The sequence below is a fragment of the uncultured Bacteroides sp. genome (genome assembly GCF_947632445.1).
In the GTDB taxonomy this organism is placed as follows: Bacteria; Bacteroidota; Bacteroidia; order Bacteroidales; family Bacteroidaceae; genus Bacteroides.
The window spans coordinates 1-13,545 of sequence record NZ_CANRPM010000027.1; the positions used below are offsets into that span (position 1 = coordinate 1).

A 13,545-nucleotide genomic window follows, 5' to 3' on the forward strand; every position below is an offset into this window, starting at 1 on the left:
GTAAAGCGGCATGACATGACTTTATTGACAGAATCAGAAGAGGTCATCAGACTTCTTCCGGAGAGTCATCTCCTGTCAGATAAAATTGTCTGAGAAAGTACAGAAAAAACATAATAAAAATGGCATTTGAAGGGATTATAATATGTAATCTTCATATGCCATTTTATTTTTAGGAACATTTACTGAATATCCCTTTCTAAGGCCTCAATGAGTTAGAAATCACTCATAAGAGTTTTTTAAGTTCAAATGCTGTGTATGTTATCTTTGAAGTCCATTTACCAAAGTTTTAGTCCTTCCATTTCCTTTATAGCTTGCAGTATATCCTCTTTGGTCATGTCCGTTGTCTCTTCCTCTATGCTGATAGAGCGAAATTCATAGCTTTCTACAATCTCCTTCTTTTCATCGACATTACTATATACCCAACTACTAAACACTCTATTGGGCATATCAAGGAATGTGATTCTGATAAGCACACCACCTAACAAATATGAATTAATGTCATAAATAACGAACTGACCTTTTATCTGTTCTCTATACGGGTCTAATGCCGGGTTACTGACAATGCCCTTATTGTAATCATCTAAGTATTTGCGCAAAGTACGGATGTATTCATTATCCAACCAATCGCTTCTTTCCCAACCATTAAAGCGAATTTCATTGAGCGTTTTCTGTGTACCAATAGTGTCTATATCTGCTTCTTGCATGAAAGTATCAATAATGGAATCCTGTTTTGCTTTGTCCTGCCCCATGCTGTAAGCTGATAAAGCTATTATTACCGTAGGAATTAGAAATATGACTTTCATTTATTTATGTTGATTTTAATGTTTATCTTTATGGGTTAATGCAGATAGTTCTTATCTTTCTGTATATCGTCTCTCTTTTTATCTGTTATATTCTCTCCTCCTGACGGAGTGCTTTATGACCCTCTGACGAAGCACTGCATGAGGGGCTGACGAAGCACTGTATGAGATCCTGATGAAGCACTGTGTTACAAGGTCATAAAGCACTGTGTTGGAATGGAAGGAATTTATTCGTGTCAGCTTGAATTTGCAGTGTATCGGGCCTAGTCGTCGTTCTGCACCATGCCTTTGTACTTTTCGGGCAGGGCGCTTTCTACGGCGGCATAGGCTTCGTTCATGGTGGCTTTCACGTTTTCAGGTCCCTTACATTTGGGCGGGATGGGTTCGTGGATGGTCAGCGTGAGGCGATGTCGGTGTATCCATTTGCTTGTGCGGGGCAGGATTTCAAACGAACCGTCGATGGTGACAGGCACTACGGCCAGTTGCAGGTCGTCGGCCAGTTGGAAGGCACCGCGTTTGAAGCAACCCATGTGGCCCGTGAACGTGCGTGCCCCTTCGGGAAAGACGACGAGTGACACACCGTCCTTCAGTGATGCTTCGGCCTTACGCATCATGGCGAACATTTTCTTCGGATTGCCGCGTTCCACGAAGATATGGCCTGCGCTTTCGCAAGCTTTACCCACAAAAGGAATCTTCCGCAAGCTCTTCTTCATCATCCATTTGAAGTTCCGACCTAAAAAGCCATAGATAAGGAATATGTCGAAAGCACCTTGATGATTAGGGACGAAGACATAGGAGGTATGCTTATGCAGCTTCTCTCGTCCCACTACATGGACGGGGATCAGTAAGAGATAACACGTCAGTTGTGACCATATCTTGCCGGGATAGTAACCCCAGATGTGTGCTCCGCCCAGCAGTGAACCGATGATAGTGACCAAGGCCGTCAGAATGGTCAACACAAGAAATAAGGGAATTGCAATGCAAATCTGATAGATGTAGTAGAGAAACTTCATAATGCTGACTGTTTTTTGGAGACAAAGATAATAAAAAAAGTGAGATACTGAGCAAATTACGGAACTTTGATTGAAAGTTAACAGTTTATGAAGTTTTCCGCGTTTATCCTTATCGTTTACTGCGAAAGAGAATAAAATCCACCGATATAATGAAAAGAGCCCGGTGCAATGCCGAGCTCTTTCCATCGTTATTATAGAGTAAACATGGTGTTTACCAAGTTACGCTCATGCCGAGCGATACACTTGCATTGGAGCTGAGGGGGATAAACTCCTTGCTTGTCTTGCCGAGGAGATGGTCCATGCCGATGAAGAAGTTGTAGCCCTTGGGGTGGATGTTGAGCACCCAGCCCATGCTCGTCGTGAAGCTGTTTACGGCGAAACTTACACCGCCGTCAATCCATTTCAGCGGAGTCCAGTTAGCACTCAGACGTCCTTCTGTCCATGAGTATTTACCATTGATGCGTGTGCTGCTCAGTGCGCCGAAGGTGATTTTGCGGTAAACGGGCAGGTTATACTCAACACCGGCGTTGATAGTGGCGGCGATGCCGGTTGTTCTTCCACCCTGATCACCGTTCGATTTGAGGTTGATGAAGTCGGTAATCTGGTCGCCGTAGCTGTCTATCCGGTCGTCGATGGTCTCACCGTGGTCACTCGTCACGGAGAGGTCGTGGAAGCCGTCGAACTCAAATTTATCTGCCCTGTTGATGGCCTGCATGTTGTTGTTCCAACTGATAAATCCGAGGTCGAGCACCGATGCGTTCACCGTCCAGTCTTTGTTTATCTTGTAAACACCGCCAAGGTCGATGGACATGCCGAAGCCTCCGAGACCTGCGCCGTCTATGTCGATGTCGTTCACACGGTCATACTTGCCTTTGCTGGGAACATTATACTCTTTCTGTTCAGTGAGATATGTAAAGCCTTTCATTGATACGTTTGCTGTGGCGGCTCCCGATACGAGCCATTTCTCGTTTGAAGCGAGATCTGCGTGCACGTCCTTAAACTCGAAGTCGGCGGCAGCTACACCGAATAGCAGCTTCAGTTTTGCACCCACACGCAACTTCTCCGTTATCTGGCGCGAGTGGCCGAAGCCCAGTTCCACGTATGATTTTGCACCCACGTTGATGTCACCTATTTCGTAGTTGCGGTTTCCCGTGTTCTTTGCGAACTCGAAAAGCTCGTAAGGAAGTGACACCCCGAACGACGTTTTCGATGACAGCGTAACCGTGTTGTAACCACCGAAAGCCTTAAAACCGGCCGAGAGTATCGTCACACCTACGTCGCCCACGATGCGGTTGTTGCCTTTGTTGAAGCCGTTAAGTGCTTCGGTCGTGGAAATGTAAGGGTTCATAAATGTCGTCATTCTCTTGCCTCCGTCTACTCCGAACATTGGGTTGTGCATCACAACGTCCTTGTAACCGAAGTTGCCGTGCAGGCCTACGTTGATGTTTCCGAGTGCGGGTATCGACACATAGTTTTGCTCGTTGTCGTATGCCGGGTTCATTTCATGGCGGAATTTATAGTCGTTGGTGTAGTAGGCGGAGTTGAGATCCTGTGCCATTGTGCCGCCGCATACCGCCAGCATCGAAGCCGCAGCAATTATCTTGCTATATATTGATTTCATTTCTGTCTCTTGTTTTTGATTAATTAAAGATTGGCTATCAGTTTGCCCACAAGTTTTATCTTTATCTGTTCTACTTTGAGGGTGTGCTTCTCGGCATTGAGGGTGATGCCCGTTACAGCTCCGTTACTATCGTTGGCCGCGCCCGCAACCACAAACACTACGCCGTCGAGTTTCTTGAGTGCGCCCCTCTTCTTCTGACTTATTTTGATATTAACGGGCGAAGCTACTTCCGTCTTGCCGTCTTTCGAAGCCATGACCGAGCCGGTAACGTCTATTGTTATCTCGTCTTTGCTCAGTTCGTTGCCCTTGACGTCGATGGGCTGGGCCGTAACCGTGAGGTATGCGGGCACACAACTTTTGATATTGGCGTCGAAGTTGATGTATGCGTCGTCGGATAGGTCGAAGTCTTCAATGTCGCTGCTCCAGCCGTCGAGTGTTTCGCGATATTCTATGTTTGCATTCTCGCTGAAGGCAATGGGAGCGTCTATGGTGTAGGCGGGTATTATCTCATACTCGTGTCCTAGTTCGAAGCGATAGTCTTTTGTTGTGTCTGCCGATGCTACGGCCGAGAAGGTGATGTTGTCGGGAATGGTTTCGATGAGTTTTGAAAGTCCCTCGTTCACGATTACATGGTCAAAATGGTCTTTGTCTACACCTTCTTCTCTACGGCAGATGCAGATGGTCGATGTTTTGTTGGCGTCAATGGGTATATCGGGTATATAAACGCTGGCAATTTCCTTGCCGTCCTTCACGGCTTTGATGGTACCGTCGAGTTTGCCGGGCACGCTCATGTTGCTGCCCATGGTGAGCTTTATCTGCGGATTGTAGAGGTCTACTCTTACGTTGCCTCCTTGCAGGAAGTCGGGTATGCCGTTTACATTGATGTCGCCGAGGTCGTTGAGCGAGATGTCAGGATTAAATTTACCTGTGGCAGCTTCAACGGTGAAGTCATCCATCTCCATGATACTGCTGATTTTCTTGCTTTCAGGCACGCCTGCTGTAGTGTTGAGGTCAGATGCCGCAGCCTTGATATAAACCTGTCCGTCCATCTTTATCTTGCCTCCTTCGAGCTTCAATGTGCCGTAAGTGTCGTCGGACTCCTTGAAGTTAAGTTCGGTTACCTGTGTGGTTATCTTCAGGTTCTGCTGCGTAGGCACGTTGTTGAATATGAGCTTCGAGCCTTGTTGTTCAAACTGCTGATTGCCGCATTCAACGTTGCTGAGCGTCATAAATGCAGGGAGCGAAATCTCTATAAAATCGAATGTGTTGATAATGCTCTTTACATCGTTGAAATCAATGGTCAAATCAATCTTCGATTGTATCTCAGCCGTATTAAGATCGATAACTTCTTCAGGTTGCATTCCTTCGTAGGTGAAGGCCTGTAGCCATCCGTCGGCCGTCAGCTCTGAGGTTGTGCGGATAGAGGCTGCGGCTGCACTGTTGAACTTCAATTCTACGTCATTCTTGTTCAATGCCTGCTTTGACACGATGATTTTGTCTATTGAAGGATTTACCGGACTTACGTCTGCGCCTTCTTGACGAAATACGTAGTCGTGTGTTACGGAATCTTCAACAACGCTTCCATTGTCTTCAAGTTCGAGTACGTCTCTCAGCGGTATCAACTCTGTTGATATCGAAGGTATCTCGAGTTCATCTCCTCCGATACCGATCGCAGTGTCAACTTCATTGAAATCATAGTCATTATCCGTACAGCAGGATAATGCCATAACCGTAGCTGTTCCTAACACAAAGAACAGCTTGTGCGAATAAGTTTTTCTTCTCATCAGTTTTTTAAATTAGTTAATATTCAATTATTTAATCTTCGTTTGTTCAACTAATGCTTGTCTGTTCTCAGAGGGTGTATAAATCTGTTTTGTATAAACTCAACTTGTTTTTCAAAAAATTTTCGCAAAAGTATAATATTATTTTGTAATAGATAAAGAGATTTAGAGATTTTAGTCTACTTTTATTAAAGTAAAGCAATTCATTGCATTATGGTACATGCTAGACTTTTTGGGTATTTCAGTAATGAAAAGAGAGTGCCCAAAAGTGGATTATTTGCATGACGTATGTATATCAGGTTGATATCCGATTCTGGCAGTGCTTCGCGTCGCCAATGTACATTATATATTAAATGTAATTATATATAGATGTATAAGTAAAGAAGAAGTAAGGTTAGTGTAATTCGGTATATATGTCTTTCAAGTCTTCAATGTCTTTTTTGATTTGATTCAGATGTTTGTAGATGAGCTTTTGGTAGAGCAACCAGATGATTGCGACTTCAAACAGTATGAAAACGCTGATGATGACTGCCTGTACGATGATTGGCAAATGGTAGAAATCCCTGGCCCAATAATAGATACTTCCGAAGAGTAGTGCCCAAAGACTGATGGCCGTTACTTCCTGACGTGCCCATAGGCGCAGCTTGACGATACGGCGGCTCACTTCGGCAATAGGTAGCAGGTCAACACGCGTCTGTTGCATGTAGCGGTAGGTGTACCAATCCCAACCGCCACCTCCTATTATTGTCACAGCTATAAAAATGAGCATGACTTGCAGTTTGGTACGTGTGTCTGTGTCCTCAATCCAAGAAGAAAGCAGCAGGCAGACGGGCCCGATTGCTATCAGAATGAACAGACCGATACAGAGCGAAGCTCGTTGCAACCCCATGAGACTGCCCAGCTTCCGTTCCACTTTTTGTTTGTAGCAGGCAATGAGTTCTTTCATCCGTTCTTCAGTGATAATGTCCTGTTTTTGCAGATGCTTGTCCAGCGTCTGCCATGATTTCTTCAGTTCCTCCAGTTCCATATCATTCCTCCTTCTTCATTTTTCTCAGTTTCTCCTTGATGCGGTTTAGTTTTGTAGCTACGTTCGTCACGGTCAGTCCGGTAATCTCGCTGATTTCCTCGTAACTCTTTTCTTCAAGATAAAGCAGGATAATGGATTTCTCCAACTGTCCCAGCCGATTGATCATGCGATACAGTTGTCGCAACATAGCTTGTGTCTCATCCCATTCTTCACTGCGGTCAGCTTCGGCAGGAGTCAGCGACACAATTTCGGGAATGTTTTTCTCTTTGCGCATAAAGCTGATGCAAACGTTCAGCGAGATGCGATAAATCCATGTGGATGGTTTGCATTCACGACGGAACTTTGGAAAGGCTTTCCATAAGTTCAGTACCACCTCTTGATACAGATCGTTGAGTGGCGCGTTGGGAGTGGCATATAAATAGCACACTTTGTAGATGACGCGTTCATATTCTTTGATCAAAGCGACGAACTCTTGTTCTGTTTTGTCCATAACTCTTCTGTGGTGGCTTTTATGATATTGGTCGTATGATGAGATAAAAAATTACATCATTCCAGATTGGCCGATAAAAATTTTCGCATCTGTTCTACCGGTATTCCTCGTCGGCATGCATAATCTTCCAATTGTTCCTCGTCGATGTGTCCGACGGAAAAGTAATGGGCCGCAGGATGGGCTAGCATCAGTCCACTGACAGAAGCGTGAGGATGCATGGCGCCGTTTGTGGTAAGCGTGATGCCGATTTGCTTCAGGTCGAGTAACCGGTCGATGAGGAAGTTGACAGACTGGTCGGGCAGCGAAGGGTAGCCTACAGCGGGACGTATGCCCTGAAACTTTTCTTGCAGGAGTTCGGCTATAGACAGAATTTCGTCAGGTGCATATCCCCAGGCGGTTTTGCGTATATATTCATGCATTTTCTCTGTTGCGGCTTCAGCCAGGCGGTCGGCGAGAGTCTGTATTAGCAAATGTTGATAGGGATCGTCGGTATGGAGGGAATCGGTATATCCTGCTACTGTAGCTGCGAATACACCGACTGTATCGGTCTTTCCCGATGATAGAGGGCGCACGAAGTCGCTCAGGCAGAGATAGGTTTCTTTATTGGCTGCTGTGGATTGTTGCCGGAGTAAAGGGAAGAGCATCCCATCTAATAGCAGGTTGTCTCCGTCAGCATTGGCGCAGCAAAGACGATAGATGCATTTACAAATAAGTTCGTTTTCCAGCCGGACAAGCATACGTTGCGCCTCTTTAAAAAGCTGCATGGCTTCAGCTGCTTTGGTTCGGTCTGCTTCAGGAAAACGGGACAGCCATAGGGCACGGCAGGAATCGCAACCGTGCAGATTGGCGATTGTGGCGAATTTTGGTTGAAATCCCCAGGCATGAAAAAAGTAAATCCAGTTGATATAGGGAGCTGCGTCGGAAATAGAGTAGGAGAGAACGGGCATAGCAGGTGTATGAAATAGGTACGGACGGTAACGGAATTAGGGTATCATTCAATTCTGTACCGTCCGTGCTTGATAATCTTAGACTTCTTTAATCAGCTTCATTCCCCGCTTGATGGCTTCTTCATTCATAGGAATCAAGTGATGATGGCGTTCTGGCAATGTTTTTTTCAGTCCCTTGATGACATTCTCCAAGGTGACCATAGGTTTGACTTTGAGCAGGCCGCCTAATACAATCATATTGAAAGCCTTCGCATTATTCATCTCGTTAGCGGCATCCATGGCATCAATGCGGTAGACGTGGATATCCTTGCGTGTAGGTGGATTGATGATACCATAACCGTCATAGATGAGCACGCCGCCGGGTTTTACTTTGCTTTCGAACTTCTCTAACGAAGGCTGGTTGAGAATGATGGCGGCATCGTATTTGCTGAGGATAGGAGAGGATATTTTCTCATCGCTGACGATGACAGTCACATTGGCCGTTCCGCCCCGTTGTTCGGGACCATAGGCGGGCATCCACGTGACTTCCTTTCCTTCCAGCAGTCCTGAGTAGGCCAGGATTTTTCCCATAGACAGTACGCCTTGTCCGCCGAAGCCTGCTATAATGATTTCTTCCTTCATAAGAATAAATGTATGTGCTTAGAATTATTTATCTTTTAAATCGCCAAGGGGATAGAAAGGAAACATGTTTTCTTCCATCCATTTGTTGGCTGCAACGGGTGTCATTTTCCAGCCCGAATTGCAGGTGGAGACAATTTCTATCAAGTTGCTTCCTTTGCCTGCCATAGAGTTTTCGAATGCCTTGCGAATGGCTTTCTTGGCTCTGCGGATAGCAGGGACGGATTGTACGCTTTGACGGGTGACGTAAGCGGTTCCTTCCAGCTGGGCAGCGATGTCGGCCATCTTTAACGGATAACCATGCAAATGTACGTCGCGGCCGTAAGGACAAGTGGCGGTCTTCATGCCTATCAGTGTGGTGGGAGCCATTTGTCCGCCGGTCATGCCGTAGATGGCGTTGTTGATGAAAATGATGGTGATGTTTTCACCGCGATTCAGTGCGTGGATAGTTTCCGCTGTGCCGATACAGGCCAGGTCGCCGTCGCCTTGATAGGTGAATACGAGACGGTCCGGCCAAAGGCGCTTGATGGCGGTGGCCAAAGCGGGTGCACGTCCGTGTGCAGCTTCCTGCCAGTCGATGTCCAGATAATTGTAGATGAAGACGGCACAGCCTACGGGCGAAATTCCGATAGCCTTTTCTTCCATCCCCATTTCTTCAATGACTTCGGCAATGAGCTTGTGTACCACGCCGTGACTGCATCCGGGACAATAGTGCATCGGGTTGTCGTTCATCAGCGTCGGTTTCTTGTACACAAGGTTTTCGGGTTTGATGATATCTTCTTTTGTCATAATTGTTCCTCCTTATCTGTTGCTAAATCGTATGAAGAACTCCACCACCTTGAAGAAAATGGCTGCCGAGCAGACGTAGACGAAGGTCATAAAATCGTCTGTCAGAAAATAGGTGGCGACGGCGGCTGCGGCCAGCACGAGGAAGATGATGTTCAGTACGTTTCTTATTTTATCTGTTTCCATCGGGCGAATACATTATTCATTGATGATAATCTTTTCTTTCAGGGCGGCTACGATTTCGTCGGGATCGGGAACGATACCTCCCAGACGGCCGAAATGTTCGACGCGTACTTTGCCGTTGACAGCCAGGCGGACGTCTTCGATCATCTGTCCGGCGTTCAATTCGGTTACCAGTATGCCTTTCACTTTTTCTGCGCAGGCGGCAATAGCTTGGGTAGGGAAGGGCCAGAGGGTGATGGGGCGCAGGATGCCTACTTTGAAGCCTTCTTCGCGGGCCAGTTCCATCGCTTTCTGTCCGATACGAGCCATGGATCCGAATGCTACAATGAGATAGTCGGCATCTTCGCAGTTGATTTCTTCGAAGCGAACTTCATTCTCTTCAATCTGACGGTATTTTGCCTGGAAGCGGATGTTGTTTTTCTCCATTTCTTCGGGCTTCAGTTCCAGCGATGTGATGATGTTGGGTTTGCGCCCTTTTGTCTTGCCGGTTGTAGCCCAAGGGCATTGGGCGATGACTTCTGCATCGGTGCGGCGCGGCTTGGCGGGCGGGAGCACTACTTTCTCCATCATTTGTCCGATGACGCCGTCGGCCAGGATAATGGCCGGATTGCGGTATTTGAAAGCCAGCTCGAAAGCAAGGCCAACGAAGTCGGCCATTTCCTGCACGGAGGCCGGAGCCAGGGCGATGAGGCGGTAGTCGCCGTGTCCGCCACCCTTCACGGTCTGGAAATAGTCGGCCTGGCTGGGTTGGATGGTGCCTAATCCGGGACCACCGCGCATGACGTTCACGACGAGGCAGGGCAGTTCGGCACCGGCCAGATAAGAGATGCCTTCCTGTTTCAGGCTGATACCGGGACTGGACGAGGAGGTCATCACCATCTTTCCGCTTCCGGCACCGCCGTACACCATATTGATTGCGGCCACTTCGCTTTCGGCCTGCAACACCACCATGCCGGTAGTTTCCCAGGGCTTCAGTTCGGCCAGCGTTTCCATTACTTCCGATTGGGGAGTTATCGGGTAACCGAAGTATCCGTCGACTCCGCAACGGATGGCAGCGTGGGCGATGGCTTCGTTCCCTTTCATTAATACTACTTCTTCTGCCATATTGTTTACTTGTTTTTATTCGACTTTGACTTTATAGACCGAGATACAGCCGTCGGGGCAGACGGTGGCGCACGATGTGCAGCCGTTGCAGGTATCCTCCAGTATCTGGTGCGCATAATTATATCCTTTGATGTTCACTTCCCTGCTGAGGGCTATCACGTGGAGAGGACAGGCCACGACACAGAGGCTGCATCCCTTGCAGCGTTCGGTGTCCACTCTGATTGCTCCTTTGATTTTTGCCATAATAGATGTTCCTCTTGTCTTTATTATTGATTATACATGTCTTTGTTGTAGAAATTCAGGATGTCCATCACCATCGCGTGGGCGTTTTTGGCGGGGCTGTCGGGATTGATGTCCATCGCGCGGCGGTAGTTGTTCAGCGCCTGCTGCCAGTTGCCTTGCTTGCGCCAAGCGTTTCCGCAGAGGTAGTAGGCCTGGTCCCGGTGTTCGGAGGAGGTCTGGAGGAAGAGATCCAGTTCTTTGATGGCCAGTTCCGTCTCTCCCCGGCTGATTAGTTCTTTGATGGTATCCAGTTTCTCCATATTCAATCGCTTTTGGATGTACAAAGGTAGCTTTTTATCTCGGACATGTGCATCTTCGGATATTAAAATATAAAAAAACGGATGGAAAAAGCACGCCCGAAGTCCGGCGATATTATCATTCTGTCGGGACTTCGGGCGCGGCTTCTCCGGGATGCCGGCGTCTACCGGACAAGTTGTCCGTTGATGTAGAGATTTCGGAACGTTACGTCGCGTGCGCCCCGAATATCGTTGCCGCCCCGGCCGACGTTGTCGAAGCGGCAGTCTTCCACACTGACGTTGCTGACGTGACTGTCGTCGTCCAGACCGATGATGAGCACGCCCAGTTCGCTTTTCCGGCAGGTGACGTTCTTCAGGTGAACATTGCGCACGACGGGATCGTAGCCGCGCCGGCAGCGTTCACGGTTTTCGTATTGCAGGTTGATGCGCAGGACGGCTTCGCGGCACTGGCCGACGGTGACGTTGCGCACGAAGATGTTTTCAATCAGTCCGCCCCGGCAGGTGCTGGTCTTGATGCGGATGACGCGTTCCAGGTCGGGGCTGTCCATGCGGCAGTTCTCGACGTAAAGGTTGCGGTAGCCGCCGGAGATTTCGCTGCCTATCACCACGCCCCCGTGCCCGTTCTTCATCAGGCAGTTGCGCACGATGATGTTTTCGCTGGGGATGTTCCAGCGGCGCCCGTCCTGGTTGCGCCCGGACTTGATGGCGATGCAGTCGTCGCCCGTGTCGAACGTGCAGCCCTCGATGAGTACATTCTTGCACGACTCAGGGTCGCAGCCGTCGCCGTTGGGGCCCCGGTTGTAGACGTGGACGCCTTTCACCGTCAGGCTCTCGCAGAATAGGGGATGGATGACCCAGAAGGGCGAATTGAGCAGCGTGACGTCTTCGATGAGCACCCGGCGGCAGGCGTAGAGGTTGATGAGCTGCGGGCGCAGGCCGTCGTCGGGCGTCATGACGCGCCGGTAGACGGGAGTCGACGTCTCGCCGTACATCAGCAGACGTTCGCGGCCGCCGTTGCGCTGTGCCGTCATGCCTTCTTTCCAGCCGTACTTGGCCGCGCCGCACATGGGCCACCACGTGTCCATTGACCCCTGGCCGTCGATGACGCCTTTGCCGGTGACGGCGATGTTCGTTTCGCCGCAGGCGTAGATGAGGGGATGGGCGTTGTAGCAGTCGATGCCCTCCCAGCGCGTCAGGACGGCGGGGAAATAGAGGCTCTGGTCGGTGGAGAAGCGCAGGACGGCGCCTTCGGACACGTGCAGGCGGACGTTGCTCTTCAGCGTCAGCGGGCCGGTGTAGAACGTGTCGGCGGGGACGACGACCGTGCCGCCTCCTTCCAGACTGCACGTCGTGATGGCGCGGTTGATGGCTTCGTGGCAGGGCGCGTCGGGCGTGCGGGGACGTGCGCCGAAGTCGGTGATGAGGTAGCGGCGGTCGGCGAAAACGGGACGTTCGATTTGTTTCTCGATTTCGGCACAGGCTTCGAAGGCTTTTTCAAAGTCGACCGGTCCGGCAGCCGCAAGGGCGGAGCAGAGCAGCAGGCCGGCACAGAGGAGTTTTCCTTTCATGGCGTTTCTGATGTTATGGTTTGTTTTTGCGCAAAGATAAGCATCTGCGGCCGATATGCAGAGCGTTTTTTGACGGAAAGGGTGCAGTTTTTGACAAACCGGTCGCAAAGGCGCTTCTGATGTCCGCGAAAACTCGCGCAGCGTGCGGAACAAAATCCCGAAGCCCGGAAATCTTCCTGCACGTTGCAGGACGTTTTCCCAAAGCCCGGAAACCTTCCTGCGCTCTGCAGGACGTTTTCCCGAAGCCCGGAAACCTTCCTGCGCTCTGCAGGGCGTTTTCCCGAAGCTGGAAATCTTCCTGCGCTCTGCAGGACGTTTTCCCAGAGCTGGAAACCTTCCTGCGCTCTGCAGGGCGTTTTCCCAAAGCCCGGAAACCTTCCTGCGCTCTGCAGGGCGTTTTCCCGAAGCTGGAAACCTTCCTGCGCTCTGCAGGGCGTTTTCCCGAAGCTGGAAATCTTCCTGCACGTTGCAGGACGTTTTCCCGATTTGCGGCGGGGCGTTTCCGACAGGAGAAAAAAAACGCGGACGGGAACGCGGATGTACCGGCAGAAGTACCGGTTTTCTCCGCGCGTCCGTCCGCGCAGGTCGCAAATGAAATCGGAAATCGGAATTCGGAACCCTTTCTCAGCCTTTCACCGGGATTTTGTCAATCCGCCGCTGGTGGCGTCCGCCTTCGAAGCCGGTGGCGAAAAACTCGGTCATAATGCGGTCGGCCTCCTCGCAGGTGATGAAGCGGCCCGGCATGACGAGCACGTTGGCGTCGTTGTGCCGGCGTGCCAGACCGGCAATCTCAGGTATCCAGCAGATGGCGGCCCGGATGCCCTGATGCTTGTTCAGGGTGATGCCGATGCCTTCGCCGCTGCCGCAGATGGCGATGCCGGGGTAGCATTCGCCCGCCTCGACGGCCAAAGCCAGGGGGTGGGCGAAGTCGGGATAGTCACAGCTCTCGGCGGTATAGGTGCCGAAGTCCTTGTAAGCCCAGCCGCGGGCGTCGAGCCACTGCCTGACGTACTGTTTCAGCCCGAAGCCTGCGTGGTCGGATGCTAAACCTATTGTTTTCATGTCATT

15 protein-coding genes are annotated in these 13,545 nt (G+C 49.8%); all 15 read right to left on the minus strand.

The features are described from left to right. Positions 1-275: 275 nt before the first annotated feature. The 15 genes from Q0Z70_RS07115 to Q0Z70_RS07185 all read right to left on the minus strand — a co-directional run bounded on the left by Q0Z70_RS07115 (position 276) and on the right by Q0Z70_RS07185 (position 13,539). Positions 276-803, minus strand: a complete 528-nt coding sequence (locus Q0Z70_RS07115) for a hypothetical protein (protein ID WP_298073404.1) — start codon at positions 801-803, stop codon at positions 276-278. Positions 804-1,063: 260 nt separating this feature from the next. After that, positions 1,064-1,813 (minus strand): lysophospholipid acyltransferase family protein, encoded by a 750-nt coding sequence (locus tag Q0Z70_RS07120; protein WP_298073405.1) that lies wholly within the window; start codon positions 1,811-1,813, stop codon positions 1,064-1,066. Positions 1,814-2,024: 211 nt separating this feature from the next. Next, entirely contained in the window at positions 2,025-3,434 is a 1,410-nt protein-coding gene (locus Q0Z70_RS07125; RefSeq protein ID WP_298073406.1) for a DUF5723 family protein, read from the minus strand. Between the two features lie 23 nt (positions 3,435-3,457). Continuing rightward, complete coding sequence (locus Q0Z70_RS07130; RefSeq protein ID WP_298073407.1) at positions 3,458-5,218, minus strand: hypothetical protein; 1,761 nt, start codon at positions 5,216-5,218, stop codon at positions 3,458-3,460. A gap of 391 nt (positions 5,219-5,609) precedes the next feature. Beyond that, positions 5,610-6,242 (minus strand): hypothetical protein, encoded by a 633-nt coding sequence (locus Q0Z70_RS07135; protein ID WP_298073408.1) that lies wholly within the window; start codon positions 6,240-6,242, stop codon positions 5,610-5,612. 1 nt (position 6,243) lies between these two features. After that, a complete protein-coding gene (locus Q0Z70_RS07140) occupies positions 6,244-6,732 on the minus strand; it encodes a sigma-70 family RNA polymerase sigma factor (RefSeq protein ID WP_298073409.1) in 489 nt (162 codons plus the stop codon). Between the two features lie 56 nt (positions 6,733-6,788). Further along, positions 6,789-7,679, minus strand: coding sequence for a vitamin B12 dependent-methionine synthase activation domain-containing protein (locus Q0Z70_RS07145; protein ID WP_298073410.1), 891 nt, complete (start codon positions 7,677-7,679; stop codon positions 6,789-6,791). 78 nt (positions 7,680-7,757) lie between these two features. Continuing rightward, entirely contained in the window at positions 7,758-8,300 is a 543-nt protein-coding gene (locus Q0Z70_RS07150; protein WP_298073411.1) for a 2-oxoacid:acceptor oxidoreductase family protein, read from the minus strand. Positions 8,301-8,324: 24 nt separating this feature from the next. Further along, on the minus strand, positions 8,325-9,086 hold the full coding sequence (locus Q0Z70_RS07155) for a thiamine pyrophosphate-dependent enzyme (RefSeq protein ID WP_298073412.1): 762 nt from the start codon (positions 9,084-9,086) through the stop codon (positions 8,325-8,327). A gap of 12 nt (positions 9,087-9,098) precedes the next feature. Then, a complete protein-coding gene (locus Q0Z70_RS07160; RefSeq protein WP_298073413.1) occupies positions 9,099-9,269 on the minus strand; it encodes a hypothetical protein in 171 nt (56 codons plus the stop codon). Positions 9,270-9,281: 12 nt separating this feature from the next. Then, positions 9,282-10,370, minus strand: a complete 1,089-nt coding sequence (locus tag Q0Z70_RS07165) for a 3-methyl-2-oxobutanoate dehydrogenase subunit VorB (protein ID WP_298073414.1) — start codon at positions 10,368-10,370, stop codon at positions 9,282-9,284. A 15-nt stretch (positions 10,371-10,385) separates the two neighbouring features. After that, on the minus strand, positions 10,386-10,613 hold the full coding sequence (locus tag Q0Z70_RS07170; protein WP_298073415.1) for a 4Fe-4S binding protein: 228 nt from the start codon (positions 10,611-10,613) through the stop codon (positions 10,386-10,388). A gap of 23 nt (positions 10,614-10,636) precedes the next feature. Continuing rightward, entirely contained in the window at positions 10,637-10,912 is a 276-nt protein-coding gene (locus Q0Z70_RS07175; protein WP_298073416.1) for a tetratricopeptide repeat protein, read from the minus strand. A 161-nt stretch (positions 10,913-11,073) separates the two neighbouring features. Continuing rightward, positions 11,074-12,477 carry a glycoside hydrolase family 28 protein gene (locus tag Q0Z70_RS07180; protein WP_298073440.1) on the minus strand — a complete coding sequence of 468 codons (1,404 nt, stop codon included), beginning with the start codon at positions 12,475-12,477 and terminating at the stop codon, positions 11,074-11,076. Positions 12,478-13,101: 624 nt separating this feature from the next. After that, on the minus strand, positions 13,102-13,539 hold the full coding sequence (locus Q0Z70_RS07185; protein WP_298073417.1) for an RpiB/LacA/LacB family sugar-phosphate isomerase: 438 nt from the start codon (positions 13,537-13,539) through the stop codon (positions 13,102-13,104). Between the last annotated feature and the right edge of the window lie 6 nt (positions 13,540-13,545).